The organism is Pseudomonas sp. CBS (assembly GCF_024734645.1).
Lineage (GTDB): Bacteria > Pseudomonadota > Gammaproteobacteria > Pseudomonadales > Pseudomonadaceae > Aquipseudomonas.
The window spans coordinates 5,382,252-5,405,833 of sequence record NZ_CP102929.1 but is presented as its reverse complement, the minus strand read 5'-3'; the positions used below and the strand labels follow the sequence as shown (position 1 = coordinate 5,405,833).

26 protein-coding genes and 1 tRNA gene are annotated in these 23,582 nt (G+C 58.9%); 15 read left to right on the top strand and 12 right to left on the bottom strand.

The annotated features are described in order from the left end of the window. Positions 1-21: 21 nt before the first annotated feature. The 11 genes from ychF (at position 22) to NVB75_RS24565 (ending at position 8,734) form a co-directional block, all read left to right on the top strand. Complete coding sequence (gene ychF / locus NVB75_RS24615) at positions 22-1,122, top strand: redox-regulated ATPase YchF (protein WP_258343724.1); 1,101 nt, start codon at positions 22-24, stop codon at positions 1,120-1,122. Between the two features lie 420 nt (positions 1,123-1,542). Continuing rightward, positions 1,543-2,496: a sigma 54-interacting transcriptional regulator gene (locus tag NVB75_RS24610; RefSeq protein WP_258348729.1), complete on the top strand. Its 954-nt coding sequence runs from the start codon at positions 1,543-1,545 to the stop codon at positions 2,494-2,496. Positions 2,497-2,980: 484 nt separating this feature from the next. Next, a complete protein-coding gene (locus tag NVB75_RS24605) occupies positions 2,981-3,346 on the top strand; it encodes a hypothetical protein (RefSeq protein WP_258343723.1) in 366 nt (121 codons plus the stop codon). Positions 3,347-3,352: 6 nt separating this feature from the next. Further along, positions 3,353-4,141 carry a type III secretion system inner membrane ring lipoprotein SctJ gene (sctJ, locus tag NVB75_RS24600; protein ID WP_258343722.1) on the top strand — a complete coding sequence of 263 codons (789 nt, stop codon included), beginning with the start codon at positions 3,353-3,355 and terminating at the stop codon, positions 4,139-4,141. A 200-nt stretch (positions 4,142-4,341) separates the two neighbouring features. Further along, positions 4,342-4,728, top strand: a complete 387-nt coding sequence (locus NVB75_RS24595; protein ID WP_258343721.1) for a type III secretion protein — start codon at positions 4,342-4,344, stop codon at positions 4,726-4,728. Next, complete coding sequence (gene sctL, locus NVB75_RS24590; RefSeq protein ID WP_258343720.1) at positions 4,718-5,308, top strand: type III secretion system stator protein SctL; 591 nt, start codon at positions 4,718-4,720, stop codon at positions 5,306-5,308. Before NVB75_RS24595 ends, sctL begins: the two co-directional genes overlap by 11 nt. Before the next feature lie 89 nt (positions 5,309-5,397). After that, a complete protein-coding gene (locus tag NVB75_RS24585) occupies positions 5,398-5,616 on the top strand; it encodes a type III secretion protein HrpF (RefSeq protein WP_258343719.1) in 219 nt (72 codons plus the stop codon). Between the two features lies 1 nt (position 5,617). Beyond that, complete coding sequence (locus NVB75_RS24580) at positions 5,618-6,010, top strand: CesT family type III secretion system chaperone (RefSeq protein WP_258343718.1); 393 nt, start codon at positions 5,618-5,620, stop codon at positions 6,008-6,010. A gap of 14 nt (positions 6,011-6,024) precedes the next feature. After that, positions 6,025-8,163 (top strand): type III secretion system outer membrane ring subunit SctC, encoded by a 2,139-nt coding sequence (gene sctC / locus NVB75_RS24575; RefSeq protein ID WP_258343717.1) that lies wholly within the window; start codon positions 6,025-6,027, stop codon positions 8,161-8,163. Beyond that, the gene (gene hrpT / locus NVB75_RS24570) at positions 8,163-8,366 is read left to right on the top strand and encodes an HrpT family type III secretion system protein (RefSeq protein WP_026077788.1); all 204 of its coding nucleotides are present in this window, start codon (positions 8,163-8,165) and stop codon (positions 8,364-8,366) included. The genes sctC and hrpT overlap by 1 nt, the downstream gene beginning before the upstream one ends. 5 nt (positions 8,367-8,371) lie before the next feature. After that, positions 8,372-8,734 carry a transcriptional regulator gene (locus NVB75_RS24565; protein ID WP_258343716.1) on the top strand — a complete coding sequence of 121 codons (363 nt, stop codon included), beginning with the start codon at positions 8,372-8,374 and terminating at the stop codon, positions 8,732-8,734. Here the strand turns inward: NVB75_RS24565 and sctU are convergent. From sctU to sctW, 11 genes are read right to left on the bottom strand one after another with little or no spacing between them, the layout of a single operon-like run. Then, complete coding sequence (gene sctU, locus NVB75_RS24560; protein ID WP_258343715.1) at positions 8,731-9,828, bottom strand: type III secretion system export apparatus subunit SctU; 1,098 nt, start codon at positions 9,826-9,828, stop codon at positions 8,731-8,733. The two genes, NVB75_RS24565 and sctU, sit on opposite strands and share 4 nt — an antisense overlap. Continuing rightward, positions 9,825-10,613 carry a type III secretion system export apparatus subunit SctT gene (gene sctT / locus NVB75_RS24555; RefSeq protein ID WP_258343714.1) on the bottom strand — a complete coding sequence of 263 codons (789 nt, stop codon included), beginning with the start codon at positions 10,611-10,613 and terminating at the stop codon, positions 9,825-9,827. Before sctT ends, sctU begins: the two co-directional genes overlap by 4 nt. 10 nt (positions 10,614-10,623) lie before the next feature. Continuing rightward, on the bottom strand, positions 10,624-10,887 hold the full coding sequence (gene sctS, locus NVB75_RS24550) for a type III secretion system export apparatus subunit SctS (protein WP_010177045.1): 264 nt from the start codon (positions 10,885-10,887) through the stop codon (positions 10,624-10,626). Positions 10,888-10,894: 7 nt separating this feature from the next. After that, positions 10,895-11,548, bottom strand: coding sequence for a type III secretion system export apparatus subunit SctR (gene sctR, locus NVB75_RS24545; protein ID WP_063033144.1), 654 nt, complete (start codon positions 11,546-11,548; stop codon positions 10,895-10,897). Next, positions 11,545-12,558 (bottom strand): FliM/FliN family flagellar motor switch protein, encoded by a 1,014-nt coding sequence (locus NVB75_RS24540; RefSeq protein WP_258343711.1) that lies wholly within the window; start codon positions 12,556-12,558, stop codon positions 11,545-11,547. Before NVB75_RS24540 ends, sctR begins: the two co-directional genes overlap by 4 nt. Then, the gene (locus NVB75_RS24535) at positions 12,555-13,010 is read right to left on the bottom strand and encodes a type III secretion system HrpP C-terminal domain-containing protein (protein WP_258343710.1); all 456 of its coding nucleotides are present in this window, start codon (positions 13,008-13,010) and stop codon (positions 12,555-12,557) included. Before NVB75_RS24535 ends, NVB75_RS24540 begins: the two co-directional genes overlap by 4 nt. Continuing rightward, positions 12,982-13,422, bottom strand: a complete 441-nt coding sequence (locus NVB75_RS24530) for a YscO family type III secretion system apparatus protein (protein WP_258343709.1) — start codon at positions 13,420-13,422, stop codon at positions 12,982-12,984. The genes NVB75_RS24535 and NVB75_RS24530 overlap by 29 nt, the downstream gene beginning before the upstream one ends. Continuing rightward, positions 13,409-14,755, bottom strand: a complete 1,347-nt coding sequence (locus tag NVB75_RS24525) for a FliI/YscN family ATPase (protein ID WP_258343707.1) — start codon at positions 14,753-14,755, stop codon at positions 13,409-13,411. Before NVB75_RS24525 ends, NVB75_RS24530 begins: the two co-directional genes overlap by 14 nt. An 8-nt stretch (positions 14,756-14,763) precedes the next feature. Beyond that, entirely contained in the window at positions 14,764-15,663 is a 900-nt protein-coding gene (locus NVB75_RS24520) for an FHA domain-containing protein (protein WP_258348728.1), read from the bottom strand. Positions 15,664-15,673: 10 nt separating this feature from the next. Next, positions 15,674-17,776, bottom strand: a complete 2,103-nt coding sequence (gene sctV, locus NVB75_RS24515; RefSeq protein WP_258343706.1) for a type III secretion system export apparatus subunit SctV — start codon at positions 17,774-17,776, stop codon at positions 15,674-15,676. Further along, positions 17,773-18,867, bottom strand: a complete 1,095-nt coding sequence (gene sctW / locus NVB75_RS24510) for a type III secretion system gatekeeper subunit SctW (RefSeq protein ID WP_258343704.1) — start codon at positions 18,865-18,867, stop codon at positions 17,773-17,775. The genes sctV and sctW overlap by 4 nt, the downstream gene beginning before the upstream one ends. 264 nt (positions 18,868-19,131) lie before the next feature. Here sctW and NVB75_RS24505 point away from each other — a divergent pair, with 264 nt between their 5' ends. Beyond that, positions 19,132-19,683 (top strand): RNA polymerase sigma factor, encoded by a 552-nt coding sequence (locus NVB75_RS24505; RefSeq protein ID WP_258343703.1) that lies wholly within the window; start codon positions 19,132-19,134, stop codon positions 19,681-19,683. A 108-nt stretch (positions 19,684-19,791) separates the two neighbouring features. Here NVB75_RS24505 and NVB75_RS24500 read toward each other — a convergent pair whose 3' ends face one another. Next, positions 19,792-21,009, bottom strand: a complete 1,218-nt coding sequence (locus NVB75_RS24500; RefSeq protein ID WP_008430708.1) for an MFS transporter — start codon at positions 21,007-21,009, stop codon at positions 19,792-19,794. A gap of 427 nt (positions 21,010-21,436) precedes the next feature. On the opposite strand from NVB75_RS24500, the gene NVB75_RS24495 reads away from it, so the two are divergent. The 3 genes from NVB75_RS24495 to NVB75_RS24485 all read left to right on the top strand — a co-directional run bounded on the left by NVB75_RS24495 (position 21,437) and on the right by NVB75_RS24485 (position 23,511). Next, on the top strand, positions 21,437-21,757 hold the full coding sequence (locus NVB75_RS24495; protein WP_063033154.1) for a DUF6124 family protein: 321 nt from the start codon (positions 21,437-21,439) through the stop codon (positions 21,755-21,757). Positions 21,758-22,026: 269 nt separating this feature from the next. Next, a tRNA-Met gene (locus NVB75_RS24490) sits at positions 22,027-22,103 on the top strand. A gap of 166 nt (positions 22,104-22,269) precedes the next feature. Then, entirely contained in the window at positions 22,270-23,511 is a 1,242-nt protein-coding gene (locus tag NVB75_RS24485; protein ID WP_258343701.1) for a tyrosine-type recombinase/integrase, read from the top strand. Positions 23,512-23,582: the final 71 nt, after the last annotated feature.

Genomic DNA, 23,582 nt, shown 5'->3' with positions numbered 1-23,582 from the left:
CTTTACCCGAGGGGAAACACCATGGGATTCAATTGCGGCATCGTCGGCCTACCTAACGTCGGCAAGTCCACCCTGTTCAACGCCCTGACCAAATCCGGGATTGCGGCGGAGAACTTCCCCTTCTGCACCATCGAGCCGAACACCGGTATCGTGCCGATGCCCGATACACGCCTGGACGCCCTGGCGGCCATCGTGAATCCAAAGCGCATCCTGCCGACCACCATGGAGTTCGTCGACATCGCAGGCCTGGTTGCCGGCGCGTCCAAAGGTGAAGGCCTGGGCAACAAATTCCTCGCCAACATCCGTGAGACCGATGCCATTGCGCACGTGGTCCGCTGCTTCGAAGACGAGAACGTGATTCACGTCTCCAACAGCGTCGACCCGAAACGCGACATCGAGATCATTGACCTGGAACTGATCTTCGCCGACCTCGACAGCTGCGAGAAGCAACTGCAAAAGGTCACGCGTAACGCCAAGGGCGGCGACAAGGACGCAGTGGTCCAGAAAGCCTTGCTGGAGCAGTTGATTGCCCACTTCACCCTGGGCAAGCCGGCACGCAGCCTGATGAAGAGCATGAGCACCGACGAAAAGGCCGTGATCAAGGGCTTCCACCTGCTGACCACCAAGCCTGTGATGTACATCGCCAACGTGGCTGAAGACGGTTTCGAGAACAACCCGCTGCTCGACGTGGTCATGGCCATTGCCGAAGAAGAAGGCGCGATGGTCGTACCGGTCTGCAACAAAATCGAAGCGGAAATCGCCGAGCTGGAAGACGGCGAAGAGAAAGACATGTTCCTCGAGGCCCTGGGCCTGGAAGAGCCTGGCCTGAACCGCGTGATCCGCGCCGGCTACGAAATGCTGCACCTGCAGACCTACTTCACCGCCGGTGTTGAAGAAGTCCGCGCCTGGACCGTCAAGGTCGGTGCCACTGCCCCGCAAGCCGCCGGCGTGATCCACACCGACTTCGAAAAAGGCTTCATCCGCGCCGAAGTCATCGCCTACAACGACTTCATCCAGTTCAAGGGTGAAGCCGGTGCCAAGGAAGCCGGTAAATGGCGCCTGGAAGGCAAGGAATACATCGTCAAGGATGGCGACGTGATGCACTTCCGCTTCAACGTATAAGCGTCACCTGCGGCCCATGCCGCAAACAAAAAGCCGATGCAATGCATCGGCTTTTTTGTGGGCGAACACTTTTGCATTGAACAACCACGCAGCAAGACACATCCGTTAACTTTATATATTAAAAAACAAAAACACTCACAAAACCAATACCTCATCACTTGGCGACAAAAAACCTTCAGACTCCAAAATTCCCCAGCTACTTTAGGATTTATCCTTCGCATAATTAGAAATCAAACTAACAAAACGAGTTGCCTTCTTTTCACCCTGTCCACCCTTAATCTTTTCTACACACTGAGCGCCGCCTCTTGGCCTCTTACCCAAGATGACAAAGCAGATGTTTTCCGATTTACTTCCCGGCATTCGAAAGGACTAACAAAGTCTAACAACAGTGATGCGACCCAATATTGGAGCAACAACAATATGCCGGCCTCCTATCACAATGAGGATGTAACAGACTCACCCCTTACCGAATGCCCCGCCATTGAAGCCACTATCCATAATACCGCCACACTCAATATCGATATGCTACTGCTGGGGGAAACCGGGACAGGTAAAGACACCCTGGCACAACGCATACATCTGCTGTCCCGTCGAAAGGGCAACTTTGTTGCCGTCAACTGCGCCGCGATACCGGAAAGCCTGGCTGAAAGCCAACTGTTTGGGGTCAACAGCGGCGCCTATACCGGAGCGATGCAATCCCGGGCAGGGTTTGTAGAAGCCGCTCACCTGGGCACGTTGTACCTCGATGAAATTGACAGCATGCCCCTCAACCTGCAGGCCAAGCTGCTGCGAGTACTGGAGTGCCGGGGCGTTGAACGCCTGGGCTCCACGCGGTTTATTCCGGTGGACATGCGGGTTATCGCCTCTGCACAGCAATCACTGCACGAGATGGTCGAACAGGGAGCGTTCAGGCGCGACCTGTACTTTCGCCTGAACGTTGTGGATATCCAGCTGCCGCCCCTGCGGGAACGCCGCGAGCGGATTGTGCCGCTGTTCCTGAACATGATTCGCGAAGAGTCAGAGTACTTTAAGTGCCCCGCCCCCTCGCCCCCCAGTGCTCTGCTGCAACGGTTGCTGTGCCATCCCTGGCCGGGCAACGTCCGTGAACTGCGTTCGGCGGCGAAGCGTTTTGTATTGGGCCTGCCGCCGTTTTCAGAAAAGCTTGCCGACCCCCAGCCCGTGAAAAAGACCCTGAAGGAACGCCTACAACAAATTGAGAAGTCACTGATTGAAGAAGCGTTGCACCGCCATGAACATAATGTTGAAGCCGTGGCATCTGAGCTTGGAGTTGCCAAACGTACGCTTTACTACCGAATAAAACAGCTGGAAATTCTAACTAGCAACGAGTACCCGCAAGCACCCTTACAGATGTAACAACTTGAAATATTTCATTATGCAACCGATGGAACGCCTTCGCGCTTGCCAACCACAGTATTTATAGCCTTATAGGCTGTAGCTAATTAGCTCATTGACTGGCAATTACAATCCCCCGTCTTGGGCTATGCTGCTAACCCATGAATTAAACTGGAGTACAAACTATGACAGTTAGCTTCAATCCAAACTCAAACAGTGGCTACGGAAACTCTGCCGGTGCTAGCGGCATCGGTAACGACAGCAGCAACAATAGTGCCCAGATGCAAGGAATCGCGGATCAATCCGCGCAGGATCAACTAAGGATCGCAGAGATGGGCAGGAAAGCCCGAGAGGCAGCAATGCTCAAAGCTGTCGCCGAGACTTACCGATAAGCCACTCACCTCCTCGACGCAATTGTCGAGGAGGTGACCATGCTTATTGCACCACCATTTAACGTTACTTCGCCATAAACCTCATCACGTTAATACTGCGCAAGAAGGTTCGTATGCTTATTGAAGACGACTTTAGCTCGACAAATGGCAACCCCACCGCCAGTCACAAACTACCTGAATTTTTTACGCCCCGGGCAGACGTCAGTTTTTTCACTTCAGCGCTCGAACATTCAACTCTACTGCGCATTAGTATAGGTCGACCTCACACCTCGAATCTACTTTCAGTGGCGTCAGAGCTACTGACAGATTCTACAAGCCGTATGACAAAGAGTTTGCAGGCCTTCAGCAAGAAAAATGATGAGAAAGCGATGAGTCATTACCCGGGGCACCTTTCCAATACGTTATTGCTGACACATGTTGTAGTGAAGGGCGTGGGTAAAACCGCCCAATGCGTCGAAAAAATCTGCAACCTGCAGTAGATAAAAATGAAATCTCTCCTGCCTGTCGCATTACTTTTGTCGCTGATAGCCATGCTGAACGGCTGCAGTGAACGCGTAGAACTCCATCGCCAACTTTCCGAGCAAGAGGCTAATGAGGTCATTGCCGAGCTGGCCGACAAACATATTCGAGCCAAAAAAATCCCTGCCAAAGATGGTGTTGTTGTGGCTGTTAATGCAACTGACATCGGCCGTGCCGTACGCACGCTGGAAGCTGTCGGCCTGCCCAGAGCAGCCCGGACCACGCTGGGCGACACGTTTCGCAAGGAAGGCGTTATCTCGACCCCCTTGGAAGAACGTGCTCGCTACATCTATGCATTGTCGCAGGAGCTTGAGGCCACCTTATCCAACATTGACGGAGTCATCGTCGCCCGGGTGCATGTCGTACTGCCCGAACGCATCGCGCCAGGAGAACCTGTACAGCCGGCATCAGCGTCAGTATTCATCAAACATGATCCGCGACTGGACCCGGACAACATCCGCGCACGTGTTCGCAGAATGGTAGCAAGCAGCATCCCGGGTATGACTACAGCGGTGGATAATCCGCACAAACTCACCGTGATATTCGTACCTGCGACGGCTTACCAGGAACAACAGCGCCTGACGTATTTCGGACCGTTTCTGGTACCCGCAGATGATCTCGGGTTTTGGCGGACCGTCTTGATATCCTCGTTGGCCGGATTGGTGTTAGCCGTGATTGCCGTACTGTTCCTGCGCAATCGGCAGCAACGATTGCAGGGGACATCTTCATCTGCCGAACCGACGGCCCTCTCATGATGCCCGGCCCCGATCAACATGAGCTACTGGCTTGGGCTCAATGGTGGGCACTTCCCTGGAAGTCCTCCCTCGAAGACTGGAGAGCCGTCAACAGGCACCCCGCAATCAATGCGCTGCATCGTAGCAAGGGGCTAGTGACGAGCACCCTACCAGGGATCACCCCTTGCTTGCCTCCTGTGCCTCACCCCGCGGTGCTACGGTTGGTCCTTGCTTCAACGGAACAACTCAACCTGGTGCTTGCGCTGATTCACAACACCTTCAGTCCTGGAGCCGTGGCGCCCTTGAGCGAAGATCATCAGCAGTGGTGTATTCGTCTTTCTATGACGCTGCCCCCTGACATGCTTTTGCCCAATGGTGATCCATTACAGTTGCTGCGCACCTGGGTAAAACCCGCTACCTGGCAGCGCCTTCGGATGCGCTTCCCCTATGAGCGAGTGCTCGAGATGGAAAAAAGGACCCTCTCATTCGAAAACGGGCACAACCGGCTTAACACTCTTTTGCAAGCCGTTGTATGGCGGATTACTGCACTCCCAAACGACAACCAGCACCTTGACTCGTATGGGCAGGGAATCAGCCATGCTAAGTAGACAAAAACTTGTGCTGCACATGGGAGAGCCCGGGTTGCCGCAAACCCTGATTCCCCGAGAAACCCTTGCAGATTGGGCAGAGGCCAACCAGTTATTGAGCCGCGCCAACGCCAAAGCGGATGAATTGCTAAGCCAGGCAAAAGAACAGTGTGAAGCGTTGCTGGAAAAGGCTGTTTTTGAGTTTTGGCAACGCGCCGACACCCAGCTCAAACGCTGGGAGCGCGACCACCGAAATATGTGCGACAGCCTCGAACGTCATGCCAGTTCGATCGTCAACCAAGCGATTTGCTGTCTGCTTGAAGAGACAGTAGAACCCAAGCGTCTGGCCGCGCTCCTGAAACACCTGTTGGCCAGCCAGGTCTCGCAAGTCAACGCGACACTGCTCTGCCACCCGCCTGAAATCGACAACGTGAAGCAGGGCCTCGCAAACCATGGCATCACGCTCTGGAAGCTTCAGCCCGACGACACCGTCAAACCTCAAACACTGGTACTGAAGACCGATGAGGGAGACTTTCGTATCGACTGGGCCTCCATGCTCAACGGTTTCTTAAAGAATAATTACCAGCCATTAGACAAGTAACGCTCAGTGACACCCTAAAACAAATCGTCAAAGGCACTACCGACTCGTACACCCAAACCGCAACGATAAACCACAGCAGGAGAAATCCCATGGACTTCCACAACGGTTTTAAACGTCAACTCTTGAGGGAAGTAGAGGTTGATAGAAGAAGTTATAACACCGCCGCTAAAGATGCCGCCGGCGCGCCGGAGGATACACAGTTGTTTTACGAGCTAATGTTCAAACGGTACCACTCGAATGTCGCGTTCAATGAGCATAGTCGTGTCAATCATATGCTGTTGAAAACAGCAATTGACGGTGTGCAGTAAGTTGAAAAACTTACTGGTCGACTGGCTCAGCAGCAGCAAAGAACAGATCAACCTGTTCGAAGATGACGACGAAATCATCCTGCGACGCCAGGCGGGCACGATGCTGTTGAGTGTCCAGTTGACCCGGCATCGGCCGGATAACTCGTTATTGGCAAACTGGCTACGCCCGGGACTCGCCAGCTTGAATCATTTTCAAGGTGCGCTCGCCCAGGCTCCGGCCAGTGGTGCGCTGTGGCTGCTCCAGCGGGTGCCGGGAAACCACAGCAGCGAGTGCCTGCTGGATTGTCTCGAAGCTCTGCTCAACCAGCGTGACGCCTGGCGCGCCATCGTCGCACGCCTCGCAGCCCCGACCCGGAAACCCATGCCCACGTCCCTACGCTCGCTGCCGTACTAATTCAGAGAACGATCATGTCTAACAAGAATTACAAGCACCCTCGCTTGCGCGCCGACTCGCCTGCAGACCGCACAAAACGAGCCCATTGGCGTGGCCTGATCCTGCTGCCCTGGTTGCTGACCCCGTTGGAAAGCACCTTGGCTGCCGTCCCCAGTGAATGGAAAAACACCGCCTACGCGTATGAAGCCGAACACAAGCCACTGCGGGAGGTACTGGAAGATTTCGCCCAGTCGTTTGGCACACAGCTGCAAATCGACGGCCTGCTGGAAGGCATTGTGAATGGCAAGATACGCGCCAATACCCCGCAATCGCTGCTCGACAGGCTGGGCGTAGAGCATCGCTTTCAGTGGTACCTGTACAACAACACCCTGTACATCAGCACTCTGGACCAGCAGGAGTCAGCGCGCCTGGAAGTCTCCTCCGAGACCCTCGCCGACCTCAAGCAGGCCCTGACCGATATTGGCCTGCTGGACAGCCGGTTTGGCTGGGGTGAGTTGTCCGACGATGGCGTGGTGCTGGTCTCGGGGCCAAAGCGCTATATCGAGCAGATCAAGCAATTCAGCAGTCAACGCAAATCCGCCGACGAAAAGCAGAGCATCCTCACCTACCCGCTGAAGTTCGCCAACGCAGCGGACCGCCCGATTGATTATCGCGGTGAAAAGCTGACCATCCCCGGTGTCGCCAGCATGCTGCGCGGTTTGTTGGAACCTCGCCCCGCCTCCACCCTCTCGACGCTGAGCCCGCGCCCCGCGTCAGCCTCGCAACCCTCGCCCATCACGCCGAGCTTTCCACGGCTGGGCAACCCGATGCTGGGGCAGATGCTCGGCCCGGCAATCAACCCAGGGCAGTTGGACACCGGCCTGTCGCTCACTCCACGGGCACCGGTGTCCACCAGCAGAATCCGGGTAGAGGCCGATGTGCGCAACAACGCCGTGCTGATCTATGACGTGCCGGAACGCCAGGCGATGTACCGCGAGCTGATTGCCCAGCTCGACGTGGCGCGCAAGCTGGTGGAAATCGACGCAATCATCCTCGATATCGAACGCACTCAATTGCGCGAATTCGGGATCAACTGGGGCTTTCAAAACAGCCGCTTTCGTGGCGGTGTAAACATGGCCCCCGGTACCTCCTCGCAGCTGTCGATCGAACACCGCGACCATTTCTATGCCGCCATACGTGCATTGGAACAACGTGGCCTGGCGACGATGGTGTCCAACCCGTCGGTGCTCACCCTGGAAAACCAGCCGGCGGTGATTGACTTCAACCGCACCCAATACCTGACCGCCGGCACAGAAGTCGCAAACATCCTGCCCATCACCGTGGGCACCAGTTTCCAGGTAGTGCCCCGGGTGATCACTTCCCGCGGCCAGCACCAGATCCATCTGGTGGTGGATATCGAGGACGGTAACTTCGATGAGACCAACCCCGGGCGCCTCAGCCCCGATGTGCGAAGAGGCAAGGTCAGCACCCAGGCGGTGATGGCGGAAAAACGCTCGCTGGTGGTGGGTGGGTTCCATGTCACCGAACGCACCGACAAGCAGAACAAGATACCGTTGCTGGGCGACATACCGTTGCTGGGCAAGGCGCTGTTTTCCTCCACCGAACGCCAGAACAATCGGCGTGAGCGTCTGTTTATCCTGACCCCGCGAGTCATCGGCGATCAGGCCGACCCTTCACGCTACTTGCCCCAGGAAGACCAGGCCGAACTGCAGGCGGCGCTCAAGCCTCTGGCAAGGCGCTACGCGGAGCATCAACCGGTGATCAAGCGCAGCGACATCACCAGCACCCTGGCTCACCTCGTCAGCGGCCAAGTGCCCAAGGCCTTCAAGGCGGCGCCGATGCCACTTGGCCTGGATACCTTGTGCGCCACCCGGGACCTGTTGGCCCTCAATACCGAGCGCAGCCAGTGGTATGCCGGCCCGCAGTTCAACGTGGCCGTGGTGGTGATGCGCAACCAGTTCAATCGTCACGTGCGCATCGATGAAAAGGAATGCAGCAACTCCCAGACCCTGGCGGTGAGCGTCTGGCCACGTGCCTGGCTCAAGCCGGGTGAAGAGGCTGAAGTGTTTATCGCCATGCGCCCTGTCATCAAAGATGAGCACATCGGCGTGCCCCGCCCTTCCCTGCTCACGCCAGCCCGGAGCAACCCATAATGAAACGACCACTGTCCTGCGTCACCTTGATCGGCCTCGCGCTGCTCATTGTCGGTTGCACGCCAACGTGCAAGGGCGACTCCTGCTCACGTCCGCAATCCAGCGCCAATAAAATGGTGGTCTGGTGGCCGCCACAGATGCGCGTAGAACCCGGCCCTGCCGGCGAACGCTCGGATTATCAGACCATATCCCTGGAGCGGTGAACCCCATGGGATTACCCGACGATGATCAACATCGCCAGGTGTTCCTGGACCAGCTGGTGAGCGGCAATGACGCTCACCTGCCCCTCTCTCCAGGCATTATCCTGCTCCCGATAAAGGCCGGTACCCAGCGAGGCCTGGCCTTGCAGATAGCACCCGAGGCCTTACAGGCCGGGCAGTTGCAGCACGTGCTTGAGCGGCGCTTTGAACATGCGCAGGCGTTCGACGGGTGCTTTGTCTACCTGGACGCCAAGGGCGCGCTGGTGATCTGGCACGCCTTACCGGTGGGCGGCGCGGCGCTCAATGACACCGTCAGCCGGATACTCTCCCTGGCCAGGCTCGAAGCGCTGGATGTACGCCGCCCGCGTTAACGCTGTTCCAGCTCCGGCCAATGCAGGGTGTCGCGTTTGGCCTCATCATCCAGCTCCCGCAGCGTCCGATAGATGAAGGCCACCGCCTGCAACGTCTCCCGGGGAATGGGGGCCCCCAGCTTTTTCTCATAGAGCGTACGCGCCAGCCACACGCACTGGATCACCGGCACATCGGCAGCCTTGGCCCGATCGATCAGTTTACGGGCCCCGGCATCCGTGCCCTTGTCCACCAACATCGGCAGCGGGGTTTTTCCCGGGCGGTAGTAAAGCGCAACGGCAAAGTGCGTCGGGTTGACCACCAGCATGTCGGACTCTTCAAGCTTGGGCAGCTTGACCTTCGGCTCTTCCTGGGCCAGTTGATAGGCCAGCTGACGCCGCTGGCCCTTGACGTGGGGGTCGCCTTCCATGTCCTTGTATTCCTTCATCACCTCCACCTGGGTCATGCGCATGCGCTTGGCGAAGAAGTGTTTCTGCAACGCCATGTCGATCAACGCCAGCACCAGCAGCAACCCCAGACAGGCGTGCAGCAAATGACGGAACAAGGTGATCAGTGCCAGGATATAGCTCTGCAAATCGCTGGTGGCGAGGTTGATCAACGCCGACAACGACGGCCCGATCACCACGTACAGCACCAGGGTCAGCAACAGCGCTTTACCCAGTCCCATCAACAGGTTCATCACCGACTGGGCGGAAAACATCTGCTTGATCTGGCTGAGCGGGTTCAGGCGACTGAAGTTCGGCGTCAAGCTTTCCGGCGCGAACAGGAAGCCGAACTGCAACCAGCTGCTGATCAGCTTCACGGCAATCGCCACCCCGGCCATCAACAGGGCGAACGAGAAAAACATCAGCAGGCCTTCCAGCAACACCTCTTCCAGGGCGCGCATAAAGGGCCGGCCGATGCCCGACATCGCCAGCATCATCAAATGCTGGAAACGCTGCATGCTGGTTTCAGCGGTGAGCAAGGCGATTTCACTCAAGGCAGTCAGCACCAATAACTTGCCGACATCCTGGCTTTGCGCGACCTGACCTTTCTTGCGCTGATCCTTGAGTTTCTTGGGGGTCGCGGCGTGTTTTTTCTCCCCCGAATCACTCATGGTGCAACCCCCTGAAACATCAGGCCGATGGAGTGTTTGAGGTCTGCCAACTGCGCCATGCGGGTGACAATCAAATCCTGCAGCAATGGAAAATACAGCAGCAGAACCCCAAGCCCGGCGAGGCACTTGACCGGCGTTGCCAAAGTGGAAACCTGCAGCTGCGGGCTGTACAGGCCCAGCACCGCGAAGCCGAATTCGAGAAACAGCAGTACCGCAATAAACGGCGCGGCGTACAGCATCATGTGGGTAAAGGTATCGCCCAGTACGCCGAGGAAAACGCTGAAGCCATTGATGGCCGGCAGCGGCAGCCAGGCGGTGGCCGGCCAGATCAGGTAGCTGTCCCAGATCACCTGGGTCAACACACTCAGCCCCAGCACCACGATCAGCAGATAAATCACCAACTGTTTGAACAGGTGCCCGATGGGTGTGGCATCCGGCCCCAACGACGGGTTGAGTTGGCCACCCGCCAGGGCTCCGCGCTGGTTATCCAGCAGTGCGCCCACCGACTCGAACATCCAGAACGGCATGGCCAGCAAGATCCCCAGCAAAAAACCCAGGGTCGCTTCCTTGAGTATCAGCCCGGTGATCATCAGCGCGGAGTAATCCTGGCCGCTCATGACGGCATGAATACCGGGCGCCGGAATCAACGCCATGACCATCACGATCACGTGCCGGGGCATGCCGCGGATATGTTGAAAACTGAACGCCGGCACCAGGAGCGCACAGGGATAAATGCGTGCCATGGCAACCAGCAGGCTTGGCAAATATTCGAGATAAAGCAGCACGCGCAGTCCCTCAGTTCAACGCCGAACGGGCGATCATGTCGAACATCAGATTGATCAGCTGGATCAACTCCAGGCCGATCCAGCGGCCGGTCAATACCAGGGTGATGCCCACCGCCACCAGCTTGATGCCGAAGGGCAGCGTCTGGTCCTGGATCTGCATCAGGGCCTGCACCAGGGAGGTCAGCACACCCACGATCACCGCCACGATCAGCGGCGGTGCCGACAGCACCACCACCAGCAGCATGCCCTGCTTGAACAGCACGATGGGTTCCATAGGTCACTCAGAGGTAAGAAAGGAACAGGCTGTCGAGCAATCGCGACCACCCGGAAACCATGACGAACAACAGCAGCTTGAGCGGCAGGGAAATGGTCATGGGCGAGACCATTTGCATCCCCAGGGCCAACAGCAGGTTGGAGACAATCAGGTCGATGACAATGAACGGAATGTAGATCAGGAAGCCGATCTCGAACCCTGCCTGCAACTGCGACAACACAAACGCCGGGATCAGCAGGATGAGGTCTTCGCGCTGGGTGCTTTGCGCCATTTCAGGTGGCCACATGCGCGCGCTGTTTTCCAGCAGGTGGGTCAACACATCCGGGTCGGTGTTGCGCAGCATGAATGCGCGCAACGGTTGTATGGCCTCACGCCCTGTCTCCAGCAGCGTCTGGACGTTGCTCATGTCCACAGGCGCTGCCTTGACGTTCTGGGCGATTTCATAGCCCACGGGCGCCATGATAAATATCGTCGCGGCCAAGGCTATTCCGTTGATAGCCATGCTCGGCGGCACCTGCTGCACGCCGATGGCGTTGCGGGTAATCATCAGCACGATGACGATCTTCAAGAAGGCCGTGCAGATGATCAACAACATCGGCATCAACGACAACGCGCCGAGAAACAATGCCAGTACAAGGGGGTCAATCCCCTGAAGCGTCATCGAGCGAAAATCACACGTGACAACTGCAGCCCCAGGCGCCCGTCCACTTCCACCAACTGCCCCTGGCCGATCGGCCGGTCGCCGTAATAGAGCCCGGCCATGCCCGGGGCGTAACCGGAGATGCCCAGCACCGCGCCAGGGGCCAGGTTACGCAGTTCGCCGAGCGTCAGGCTCAGGGTGCCACAGCGCACATCCAGGGCCATGTTCAACTCGTCGAAGGGCTCATGGCCGAAGACGTCCATCACGGGCTGGTCACCCTCCTGCACCGGGTATTGCTGTGTTGCAAAATCCTCGTCCATGGACGTTTCCTCAATCGAAATAAGCGTCAGGCACAACGGCCCGGATTCATCATCAATACAACCGTGCAGCCGGTGCCTGCCGACGTGCAGCTGGCCATTGCCCTGTGGGTCGAACAGGGGTTGTTCAAGCATCACCACATCACCGACACGCAGGTGGCGCACCTGCTGAATCGGCAGACGCAGGCGCCCCAGCTTCACCGCAAGCGCCAGTTGAAACGACGCAGGCAGCGGCGCGGCAATGGGTCGCCAGGGGCCGGCGTCGCACAACGCCAGGAAGGTCTCGGGCGCCAGCCACAGGTAACTCACCACGCGGGACGCACCCAGCGTCACCGTAAACCGGCAGCCGAACGTCAACGTCCTGGGGGCAGGCAGCAACCGCAGGTAACCGAACAGCGTCCGCACTTCGGGGCTCAGGTGATGGTGGAACAATTCCCAGAACCAGGAATCCGGGTCATTGCCGGCCTCTGCCAATGTCACAGGGCACTCACCCAGCAGGCTGAACAGCGGCCCAGGCTCGGCGAACGACAGCGCCCCGCTGGTACTCTCGAAACACAGCGGTTTGACACCCGTGGGCGCACGGCCGGGCGCCATCAGCAACTCACCGTGCTGCTCCGAGACCCGAAACGCCATGCGCATGCCACGCCCCAGTCGGCGCTGTGCCGCCACGGTGTTTGCGTTGACCACAGGCACGCTCAAAACCGGCATGATCATGCCGAGGACACGCCTGCCAGGTGCACGTGAACCGGCTGCGCCAGCGCCCCGGCCAGGCCGTCTTCCAGGCGTTGCCGCACGCCGGGCAACCAACGTGCGGTGTGCGTTTCCTCAGCCGTCAGCTCAACGTTCCAGGCGCCTTGCTCGCGGCGCACGCTTGCGTTGATCCGCCCCAGGCGCGGCAGGTACAGCATCGCTTGCAACGGCCACTGCGCGGCGGCCTGTATACGGGGTGCCAACTGCTCGGTCAGCGCCTCGATCATCAGGGTCTCGGTCGGCGCCGTCAGCGCCGTGCGGGAACCGTAGCCGCCGCCCTCACGGTCGCGGCTGAACAGCTGGGTAAATAACAGCCTCTGCTCCACGGGCACGAATGCCCCCGTAGCGGGCTCACGTTCATCCCGGGCCTCGCGCGGACGCGGGCGCTCAGGTTTGTTCGCTGGAACTTGCGTCATCGTTCTCTTCCTGCACCAACAAAAGGGATAGCTCCTGGAGTTTTTCAACCTCGCGCAAACACTGGCTAACGTGCCGCTGTGCGCTGTCGATATGGGTGAGTTGCTCCTTCTGCTGGCCGTGCAACGCATGCAGTTGCCCTTCCTCACGCCGGGTGTCGGCAGAGAACGTGCGCTCCTGGGTATTCCAGGACGTGAGGTCGCGAAACGAGATCACTTGCCCTTGATGCTTGCCTAACAGCTCTGCGGTTTTGCGCGCTTCCTCCTCGCGGGTGTGCTCCAGCACTTGCTGTGCCTGCTGGATTTGCAACAGCAGCGCTTGTTGAAGCCGCTTGGCCGCCCGCAACGTGCGTTCGGCGCGATCGGCCCGATGCTTGCGCAGGCGCCGCAGGGTGTCGATTTCAGAAAGGGACATCGCAGGTCAGCTCCATCAGCAGATCCAGGGTGGTATCCATCGGTGCCGGCTCACGCAAGTCCTGGCGCAGGAAACCATCGACCGCCTGCCGGCTGTTCACCGCCAAATCCGTCAGGGCATCACTGCCAGGCTGGTACTCGCCCAGCTTGAGCATCAGCTCGATCTGCTGGTAAGCCGATAACAACCGCCGCAATCCGGTGCCGGCCTTGATATGCGCGGGCTCGGCCACATTGCTTAAAATTCGGGAGAGGCTGGCCAACACGTCCACCGCCGGGTAGTGGCCGCGCTCGGCCAGCTTGCGCGACAGCACGATATGGCCATCGAGCAGCGAACGGACTTCATCGGCCACCGGGTCGTTCATCGAGTCCTGCTCGATCAGCACGGTGTAGATAGCGGTGATCACCCCGTCGCGGGTCAGCCCGGCGCGCTCCACCAGGCGCGGCATCAGGCTGTACACCGAAGGCGGCAGACCGCCACGGCCCAACGGCTCACCGGCAGCCAGGCCGATTTCACGCTGGGCCCGGGCGAATCGGGTCAAGGAGTCAATCAACAGCAACACGCGCTTGCCCTTGCGCCGAAACCCTTCGGCCAAGGCTGTCGCCGTAAAGGCGGCGCGCGCGCGCTCCATGCTGGAACGATCAGAAGTCGCACACACCAGCACGGCCTTGGTCCGCAGTTGATCATCCAGCTCATGGTCGAGGAACTCACGCAGCTCACGGCCGCGTTCGCCGATCAGGCCGAACACAATCACATCGCACTCCACGTTACGGGCGATCTCGGCCAGCAAGGTGGTCTTGCCGCAACCGGCACCGGCGAACAGACCGACACGCTGACCTTCCCCCAGCGTCACCAACCCATCGATCGAACGCACCCCGGTGGACAGCGCCCGGTTGATCCGCGGCCGCTCGGTCGGCAAGGGCGCCTCGCACAGCACAGGGCTCGCCTGCGCGGCGTCATCCTCGACAAAGGCACTCGGCCCTTCGCCCGCAATCGGCCGGCCAAAACCGTCCAGCACCCGCCCCAGCAGATCGTCCCCCACCCGCACCCGGTGCGGCACCCCAAGGCGCTGCACGCTGGCGCCCACACGCACGCCTTCCAGGTTGCCCAGGGCACTGAGTACTGCATCCTGCTGATCGAACCCGATGATCTCGGCGAGCATGTAGTCGCCCACGGTTTTTTCGACCTGGCATAAGTCGCCAATGCGCGCCTGAGGCAACCGGCATTGCAGCAACATGCCGTTGACCCGCTGGATACGACCGCGCACCGCCACCGGCGCAAAGCTGGCCAACGCCGTCGACTGGCGCTGCTGCCAGGCCTCAAGACGAGCCCGCATCTCCTCGCTCACCAGCGCACCTCGAACCGCTGCACGCCGTCGAATACCACCTTGGTGTTATCGATCATCACCAGTCGTAAACCTTCCACCTCATCACCGACAAACAAGCGGCTGCCCTGGTCCAGAACCACGTGCCCGTTGGGCCCACCGACAATCTGCAGAATCTTGAAGGGCAGTACACTGTTGTGTTCGCTGACACGGCTGAGCACCGGCACCGAGGTATCGAACTGCTCGCCAAAACGGCTGAGCATGCGCGACACCAGTTCCACCTCATCCCGGGAAACATCGCCGCTGAGGGTGACTTGGCCATTGATCACTTGCAGGCTGATGCGGTGGCCCAACTCTCGCTCGCCGAGCATCTTGAGCAACTGCTGACGCACCTCGTAGGGCGAACCCAGCTCATGCTTGCTGACCACTGGCGGCATCAGCGATGCCTGTGCCTGGCGCTCGCCATTGGTGACCATACCGATCGCCGTGATGATGACTGCACCCACCACCACCAGGCTGATCAAGCGCTTTTGCTGCGACCTCGAGATCGAGGACAAGGTTAGCGTCGGCGGCGCCTCACTGGCCGGTGCCGGCTCCGGCGCCGTCACCACAGGCGCCTTCGGCCAGGGCTGATCGGCCCGGGTGACGCAGAGCCGAATCTGGCCAATCGAAAAAGGCACGCTGAGTGGCAAGTCACTGATCTGAGCGACGAACTGGCCATCGACGTTCTGCACCAGCCCTTGCTCGGCCTGCACCAGCCATTGCCCGCCTGCAAGGCGCAACCACACGTGCCACTCGGCAATGCCCGGGTCGGAGAGGGAAAGGTCGGTATCAGGGTGGGCACCTATACTCCACTGCTCGCCAAACAGCGGCAACGCCGCCCCCTGATGCTGGCCATCAAGCACGCGCAACTCAAACATCATCAAGCCCTCATGCCACTGCGCCGCGCAACAAATCATCCTGCCCCAGATCAAAGCGCCCCAGCACCTTCACCTTGGAGGAACTACCCAGCTCGGCAAACGACAGCACCGGCACATGGTTGAACTCTTCCAGCAGCAAGGTACGCAAAGGGCTGCGCAAATCCTGCGCGACCAACAGCACGCTCTTGCTCTTGGCCCGCACGGCAAAGGCTTGTTTGAGCAGGCTGACCAACACCGCGCTACTGTCGTTGTCGAGGGAAAAGAACACCCCGGTCTGGGTCTGGCGCAACGCATCACGCAGCACGTTTTCGCTGTGGGGCGACAACAGCCAGGCATGCAGACCATCGGCTTCGCTGTACTGATGGAAAATCTGCGATTTGAGGGCAATGCGCGCGTAGTCGGCCAAGGCATCCGGCTCACGCTCATGCTGGCCGTATTCGATCAAAGCCTCGACAATCAGCCGCACGGCCCGCAGGGGTACGCCCTCGCTGGCCAGGCGCTGCAACACCGCCGAAAAACGTGAAAGCGGCATGATGCGTTGCAGTTCCTGCACCAGCTCCGGCTGATTGAATTCAAGCCAGCTGAGAATCGACTTGCTCTCCTGAATTCCGAGGAACTGCGGCCCGCTCAACAGCATCGCCCGGGTCATGCGCTCGATGATCAAGCCCTCTGCAGTGAAGCGCTCCCGTTGCTCGTCGTCGAGCAGTGGATCGTCGGGCGCCAGCCACACCCACTCCTGTTCGTCGCGCTCAGGCAGTCCCTTGGCATCCTCTTCAGGCTCGGCGGCCAAGGTGTCGAGGGCCACCGCTACCCGGTGCCCCAGGGTGGCCTTGATCATCGGCACTTCATGCACGCAGAAGCGGAACTCATCTTCGGCCAGTACGGATGCAGGTGCGAACTCGACTTCAAACGGCGGCAGCGTCAGGCCGATTTGCGTGACCAGGCCATTGCGCGCCTGGCGAATACCGTGGGTGACCTGCGCCACCTGTGCGCTGCCGTGCAAGGCTGCCGGGAACTGCAACAGATAAGGCCGCGACGGATCAAAGCCCCGCAGGTCTTCTTCACCGTTGTCTTGCGGGGCGACCGCATCGGCGCCCGCTTGCTCCGGCTGCTCGCGCTTCTGGCGCTGACGCACCAGGAAGTAACCCAGGGAACCGGTGATCAGCGAGATGAGGATAAACACCACCGTCGGCATCCCCGGAAGCGCCGCAAAGGCGAGCATGCCGACCGAGGCGATGATCCAGCTCTTGGGTTCGCTGGTCATTTGCCGGGCGATCTCGGCGCCCATGTTGTTGGCGCCCTTGTTACGCCCGGACGGCGCTACACGGGTGATGATCATGCCCGCGGTCAAGGAAATCAGCAGCGCGGGAATCTGTGCGATCAGGCCATCACCGATGGTCAGTACCGAGTACAGCGCCATGGAATCGCCGGCGCTCATGCCGTGCTGGAACATGCCGGTGGAGAACCCGCCCAGCAAGTTGATCACCACGATAATCAGCCCGGCGATGGCGTCGCCCTTGACGAACTTCATGGCCCCGTCCATGGCCCCGAACAGCTGGCTCTCGCGGGATAATTGCTCGCGTTTGTCCCGGGCCTGCTCGCCATCGATCAGGCCGGCACGCAAATCACTGTCGATCGACATTTGCTTGCCAGGCATGGCATCCAGGCTGAACCGCGCCGCCACTTCAGCGACACGCTCCGACCCCTTGGTAATCACCAGGAAGTTGACGATGGTCAGGATCATGAAGATCACCAACCCTACCGCCAGGTTGCCGCCCACCACGAAGTTGCCGAAAGCCTCGACGATATCGCCGGCATCCTGCTCCAGCAGGATCAATCGCGTGGTGGCAATCGAGAGGGCCAGGCGAAACATGGTAGTCAGCAACAGGATCGACGGAAACGAAGAAAACGCCAGCGGCCCCGGCAGGTACAACGCCAGTACGATCAACAGGCACGAGATACAGATATTCAGGGCAATCAGGATGTCCACCAGCCAGGTGGGCAGCGGCACAATAAAGATAAACACAATGGCCATGATGACCACCGCGCCCATGACTTCGGCACGTTGTGCAACCTTCAGCAGCACGCCATTGATGACCCGTAACGCGCTCATGCATCGGGGCCCTGCGGGGCCATGCCCTGCCGGGTCCCGCGCTCGGTGCGTGCGTATTCGTCCATCACCAGCAAAAAGCTGTTCAGGCAGTCCTCACGGCCCCTGTTATCACGCCACACGGCCAGCGGCAGGCTCTTGAGCATCGGATAAACACTGTTGAGTGAAATCAACTGGTTGAGTACATCAACCCCGCCCAATTCAATGGCCAGGCGCTGGATCTCGGCAGTCGCAATCCCGGTGTTCGAGTAACCCAGCAAGCGTTGGAGCAGGGCCACTGCGTCCCGTGTCACCTCGGGATAGGTGAGGGCCAGGCGCTCGATCAGGTCTCGGCAATTGCGCAAGATGCCACCCAGTTGGTCGCAGCCTCGCAACCCCACCAGGAGCGTGAGCAATTTGGCCGAAGCGATCGACGGCGTCAGCGCCGCAATGTCGTCGGCCAGGGCGCGACGCATCAGCTTCAGCCCCTGGCCAAGGTCTTCGCCGCCAAACAACCCCAACAGCGCCTGCAGCATCGTTGCCAGGGATTGCCGGGTGACCACGCTGGCGTAATACACACTGCGCACCGCCTGGCGCAGGTGTGGGTCATCACTGCTGGCCTGCAGCGCCAACGCCGTGTTCAGGCCCGCCTGGATCTGCGGCTTGAAGCGCATCTCCAGCTTCACCAGCGCTTCGCGAGCCAGTTTCGCCTCGTTGCTGCGCACCTCGGCATCGGCCTGCGCGGCCACTTGCTGGAGCACCACGTAGGCCCGGGCCGGGTCATTGCCGGTGATCTCCAGAAACTTCTCGACGCTGGGGTTCACCAACATTTGAACCCTGACACTGCGCGCAATGGTCGCCAGTGTTGCCTGAGCCGGATGCCCCAATTGCTCATAGAGTTGCGCCAGTTGCTCCACCGGCATAACGCGCAGCCCTATCTGCCGCCGTCCAAGCGCGCGACTGTTGAGCTCGACCTCTTGGTTGAACAGCGAACCGAGGTCATCGCCGATCGGCGGGGTGCTCGTCTGGGAAGGTGGGCGGTTATCAACCCTTGCAGGCGCAGGCTGCTCCAGGTTCTGAGGCTTTTGCACATCAACGTGGGGATCGACTTTCATGGGGAATGCCAGGACAGGGAGATTCGTGTCCTTGTGTGGAGGGCAAACCCATTACGGTTCCATCTTGCCGGCAATTCAGAAGCTTATGAAAAAACCGGCACAAACCTGTGGATGTTTGTGCAAGACCTTGCATGAAAAGGCATCAAAACAAGATATTTCACTATATATATCAATAAGTTATACATATTTATCGCTTGGCACAGGCAGTGCTAAGGGGGTTCCCGTCGGAATTATTTCGATCGTGTCTACCCTGAGGAAAAATTCATGGATATCCCAGTCGATGTTCTAGTTCACCTTACACCTGACCCGCACCGCTCCATCCAGAACCTGTCGGAAGACCACCACAAGAAACTCCGCCGCTTCATTCATAAACGCGTACTGAACCCGGAAGATGCAGACGATATTCTGCAACTGACGTACCTGGAGGCCTGGCGTAACCGGGACCGCTTCGGCGGCCAGGCCACCCTGAGCACGTGGATGTGCGGGATTGCCCAGAACCTGATCCGCAATCACTTCCGGCGCCTGTATGCCAAACCGGTGCATTGCGAGTTCGATGAAGCGCTGTGGCATGGGCAGGAAGAAAACAACAACCTGGACTGGCAGTTCGAAATCAACCGCAGGCTCGAAAGAACCCTGCGGGCGATTACCCACTTGCCGCCGGAAATGCGTAAAACCCTCTACGCCTCGCTGGAAACCGACGGCAGCTACCAGGACACCGCCGACGCCATGGACATCCCCATCGGCACCGTGCGCTCACGCTTGTCCCGGGCGCGGGAACAGTTGAAGCGAGCCACCTACAACCCGCTACAACCGTAAATCAGGGCACCGGCGCAACGCCGACACCCTTTGCAGGAGCAGTTGATTTACCCGTTTGACGCAAACGTTGGGCAGCAAGGATATCTGCCCGACTCGATTGACCCGATATCAGGCCTTTTTGGTACGTGGCAACAGAATCGCCAACACCCCGAACAGCGGCAGGAACGAGCACAGCGTGTACACGTACTCGATGCCGTGGATGTCTGCCAGGTGCCCCAGCAGCGCCGCACCAATCCCGCCAAAACCGAACATCAAACCGAAGAACACCCCGGCGATCATCCCCACATTGCCCGGCACCAACTCTTGCGCATACACCACAATTGCCGAGAACGCCGAGGCCAGGATAAAGCCGATTACCACGCTCAGAATGCTGGTCCAGAACAGGTCCACGTGGGGCAGCAGCAAGGTGAACGGCGCCACCCCGAGGATGGAGAACCAGATCACCGCCTTACGGCCGATCTTGTCGCCAATCGGCCCGCCAAAGAACGTACCCGCCGCCACCGCCCCCAGGAACAGGAACAGATGCAGCTGGGAACTGGCCACCGACAGGTCGAACTTCTCGATCAGGTAGAAGGTGAAGTAACTGGTGAAACTGGCCATGTAGAAGTACTTGGAAAACACCAGCAGGCCCAACACCACCAGCGCGCTCAGCACCCGGCCCTTGGACAGGCCGTGAGTGGCCGCCTGGCCTTGCTTGAGCTTGAACAGGTTCAAGTGGTGGGCGTACCAGCGGCTGATTGCATACAGCACAAACAACGCAAACACCGCGAACAGGCCGAACCAGGCCACATTGCCCTGGCCGAACGGAATGATGATCGCCGCCGCCAGCAACGGGCCGAAGGCCGAGCCGGCATTACCGCCCACCTGGAACGTCGACTGCGCCAAACCATAACGCCCGCCCGAGGCCAGGCGCGCCACGCGGGACGCTTCCGGGTGGAAGGTCGACGAGCCGATCCCGATCAGCCCCGCAGCCAGCAGGATCAACGGGAAGCTGCCCACCTGGGACATCATCAAAATGCCCACCAGGGTGCAGATCATCCCGCAGGGCAACAGGTACGGCTTGGGATGGCGGTCGGTGTAATAACCCACCCACGGTTGCAGCAGGGACGCGGTGAGCTGGAACGTAAGAGTGATCAGGCCGACCTGGGTGAACGTCAGGCCGTAATTGGCCTTGAGCATCGGGTAGATCGAAGGCAGTACCGACTGAATCAAGTCATTGATCAAATGCGCCAGCGCCACCGCGCCGATCACACGCATCACCAACGGGCTGGTTTGCCCGGCGGCAGGCGCCGTAGCCACGGAGGGCTGGGAATTGCTCAGAGCCATGGGAGGTTTTCCGTACAGCAGATGGATGCACAGGTGCAGGTGCGACAATGTGCCACTTTTGGGGGCAGGAAGGCTATCCCGTTAGCAGGCTAACGACTAGGTGAATCGATGCAGCGGTCATGGCTTGTAAAGGGCCAGCAAGATGAATCCCTTTAATTTGCGGGACGTTTCCTAGAGAATCTTTCGGCCTTGTGCCTGGGGGAGTCGGTGGCTAGTCTTCGGTCCGTCGCTGGTTTTCAGTGATCGGGTTTAGCAGCCTGAACTCAATAGGCACACGCTTTACGCCCCAGTTTTTGGTGGCTGTGCGTGGGGCACCTTCGGGTGCGCCGGTTTTCCTATTGACTGGTCTGCTAACCCGCGTACAGCCGCCACCCTTCTCGTTTAGCAGCGACGGTGGCAGCTTCTTCAGGTCAATAGGAGCTACACCATGTTCAAGATCGTCCCCGATCCACCCCGTGACCAAGCCAAAGACCGCGCCGCCTTCAACCGAGCGCTCGACCACTACCTGCCCACCGACCCGCCGCAACCCTCGACAAACTTCTACGCCATCAGCGACGAAATCAGCTTCGAAGACTCCCTGCTCTACACCGCCGACCTGCTGCACAGCGCCTCGGCCACCGCGCTCGACTGTGGCGAACAACTGCAAAGCCCCGAGCGTGCCAAAGTGCTTGCCGTGTGGCACCTGCTGGAAATGGCCAAAGCCATGGTGGATCGCTCGATAGAGTGCCTGCACCCGCGCAAAACCTGACGCACGAACGCCAGAACACAGTAGATCAAATGTGGGAGCGGGCTTGCTCGCGAATGCGGTGGACCAGCCAATACCTCTGCTGACTGACACACCGCATTCGCGAGCAAGCCCGCTCCCACCTTTTGATCTTCGCCGCCTTGGGACCTGCGCAAACCCCAACCGCTCGTCACCAAACACGGTGTTTCCCGTTAAACAGTTGATAGCGTAGATAAATTTTCAAAAAAAGCGCTTGACGCATTCCCGTTCTCCGCGAATAATGCGCGCCACTTGGCTACATAGCTCAGTTGGTTAGAGCATAGCATTCATAATGCTGGGGTCCGGGGTTCAAGTCCCTGTGTAGCCACCAAGTACCGATCCATAGACGTCTACAGCAGTCTATGAATCACCTCAAGAAGCCCGCCTCGTGCGGGCTTTCTTGTTTCTGGCTGTCCACCTCTATCTACCCCTATCCTTCCCCACCGTGTATGCCCACGTGTATGCTTCATAAATAATTGAACTGAAGGCATACAAGGATGAAACGCACAGATATCAAGCGGCGCCCTCTCGCTGACACGACACTTTCCAGCCTGGAGCCTGAGGCCGGGGCATACCGTGAACTAGACAGCCCAGGGCTATATTTCAGGGTCAAGCCAAACGGCCAAAAGTCCTGGGAGTTACGCTACAAGAAGCCGGACGGAAAATGGTCATGGCTTGGTCTTGGCGGCTACCCGGAAGTCGGCGGCGCTTTCGCTCGGCAGAAAGCGGCCGATCTACGCGCAGACGCATCGGAAGGTAAGAATCCGATCACCTCAAAGAAAGCTCGCCAAGCTGCCGAGATCGACGCGGCTAACGACACCTTTGAAGCATTGGCCAGGGAGTGGCACACGTCTCGCCTAAGCGGGTGGGATGCTGGTACGGCCAAAAGAATACTCGGCGCACTTGAACGCCATGTATTCCCCTCGCTCGGTAAACGCCCCTACACCTCTATCATGTCGATGGAGTGGATGGAGCTATTGAGAGGGCTTGAACGTCAGGGGATTCTGGAACAGATGAGCCGTGTGAGGGCTTATTGCAAAGATATCTATGACCTGGCTCGCGTGACCGGTAGAGCCGTCAACAACCCATTGGAGGGCGTGCATAAGTTTCTGTCCTCAGGAAAGGCAGAGAACTACGCCCACGTATCTCCCGATGAGCTTCCAGGATTACTTCGAGCGATACGCTCCTACCCCCACGCCAAAGATGTTCAGCTTGGCCTAAGGCTGTTGACCCTGATGGCTGTACGCCCCAGCGAACTCCGAGAAGCACATTGGATAGAGTTCGATCTCGACAAGAGGCTGTGGACCGTTCCAGTAGAACGCAAGGGTCGTAAGAAAGGTCGTGAGCACCTGGTGCCACTATGCGCTCAAGCAATCGAAGCACTACTGGAGCTTCGGCAACTCACCGGCGCTTACACTCTCCTGTTTCCCGGTAGAAGCGACCGCACTAAACCCCGCAGCGATACCGTATTCCTAATGGCACTAAGACGCCTTGGTTACGAAGGGCGCCAGACCGGCCATGGCTTCCGCCACATCGCCAGCACGATCCTCAACGAGCGCGGATATCCGGCTGACCATATCGAGGCCCAACTCAGCCACAAGGCACAAGGTGTTCGAGGGATTTACAACAAGGCCCAATACTTTGAGCAACGCGTAAAAATGATGCAATGGTACGCCGATCACCTTGATTCCCTAGAGGCCGGAAATGTAGTGCAAGGTCAATTTGGGAAGGCTGTGTGAAGTCGTTAACCCCCTTCCCTTTAAAAGATGGTGTTACGCGTGTAACGCGTGTAACGAAACCACTTAACCTA

What these genes read in the sequence shown, in the direction of transcription:
- hrpT (WP_026077788.1), top strand. Translation starts at nt 8,163, where the DNA reads ATGAAACGACCACTGTCCTGCGTCACCTTGATCGGCCTCGCGCTGCTC.
- sctC (WP_258343717.1), top strand. Translation starts at nt 6,025, where the DNA reads ATGTCTAACAAGAATTACAAGCACCCTCGCTTGCGCGCCGACTCGCCT.
- sctW (WP_258343704.1), bottom strand. Translation starts at nt 18,867, where the DNA reads ATGAAAGTCGATCCCCACGTTGATGTGCAAAAGCCTCAGAACCTGGAG.
- NVB75_RS24525 (WP_258343707.1), bottom strand. Translation starts at nt 14,755, where the DNA reads ATGCGGGCTCGTCTTGAGGCCTGGCAGCAGCGCCAGTCGACGGCGTTG.
- NVB75_RS24540 (WP_258343711.1), bottom strand. Translation starts at nt 12,558, where the DNA reads ATGATCATGCCGGTTTTGAGCGTGCCTGTGGTCAACGCAAACACCGTG.
- NVB75_RS24605 (WP_258343723.1), top strand. Translation starts at nt 2,981, where the DNA reads ATGCTTATTGAAGACGACTTTAGCTCGACAAATGGCAACCCCACCGCC.
- sctL (WP_258343720.1), top strand. Translation starts at nt 4,718, where the DNA reads ATGCTAAGTAGACAAAAACTTGTGCTGCACATGGGAGAGCCCGGGTTG.
- NVB75_RS24565 (WP_258343716.1), top strand. Translation starts at nt 8,372, where the DNA reads ATGGGATTACCCGACGATGATCAACATCGCCAGGTGTTCCTGGACCAG.
- NVB75_RS24520 (WP_258348728.1), bottom strand. Translation starts at nt 15,663, where the DNA reads ATGTTTGAGTTGCGCGTGCTTGATGGCCAGCATCAGGGGGCGGCGTTG.
- ychF (WP_258343724.1), top strand. Translation starts at nt 22, where the DNA reads ATGGGATTCAATTGCGGCATCGTCGGCCTACCTAACGTCGGCAAGTCC.
- sctS (WP_010177045.1), bottom strand. Translation starts at nt 10,887, where the DNA reads ATGGAACCCATCGTGCTGTTCAAGCAGGGCATGCTGCTGGTGGTGGTG.
- NVB75_RS24485 (WP_258343701.1), top strand. Translation starts at nt 22,270, where the DNA reads ATGAAACGCACAGATATCAAGCGGCGCCCTCTCGCTGACACGACACTT.
- NVB75_RS24610 (WP_258348729.1), top strand. Translation starts at nt 1,543, where the DNA reads ATGCCGGCCTCCTATCACAATGAGGATGTAACAGACTCACCCCTTACC.
- NVB75_RS24535 (WP_258343710.1), bottom strand. Translation starts at nt 13,010, where the DNA reads ATGACGCAAGTTCCAGCGAACAAACCTGAGCGCCCGCGTCCGCGCGAG.
- NVB75_RS24500 (WP_008430708.1), bottom strand. Translation starts at nt 21,009, where the DNA reads ATGGCTCTGAGCAATTCCCAGCCCTCCGTGGCTACGGCGCCTGCCGCC.
- sctU (WP_258343715.1), bottom strand. Translation starts at nt 9,828, where the DNA reads ATGAGTGATTCGGGGGAGAAAAAACACGCCGCGACCCCCAAGAAACTC.
- sctR (WP_063033144.1), bottom strand. Translation starts at nt 11,548, where the DNA reads ATGACGCTTCAGGGGATTGACCCCCTTGTACTGGCATTGTTTCTCGGC.
- NVB75_RS24585 (WP_258343719.1), top strand. Translation starts at nt 5,398, where the DNA reads ATGGACTTCCACAACGGTTTTAAACGTCAACTCTTGAGGGAAGTAGAG.
- sctJ (WP_258343722.1), top strand. Translation starts at nt 3,353, where the DNA reads ATGAAATCTCTCCTGCCTGTCGCATTACTTTTGTCGCTGATAGCCATG.
- NVB75_RS24505 (WP_258343703.1), top strand. Translation starts at nt 19,132, where the DNA reads ATGGATATCCCAGTCGATGTTCTAGTTCACCTTACACCTGACCCGCAC.
- NVB75_RS24530 (WP_258343709.1), bottom strand. Translation starts at nt 13,422, where the DNA reads ATGTCCCTTTCTGAAATCGACACCCTGCGGCGCCTGCGCAAGCATCGG.
- sctV (WP_258343706.1), bottom strand. Translation starts at nt 17,776, where the DNA reads ATGAGCGCGTTACGGGTCATCAATGGCGTGCTGCTGAAGGTTGCACAA.
- NVB75_RS24495 (WP_063033154.1), top strand. Translation starts at nt 21,437, where the DNA reads ATGTTCAAGATCGTCCCCGATCCACCCCGTGACCAAGCCAAAGACCGC.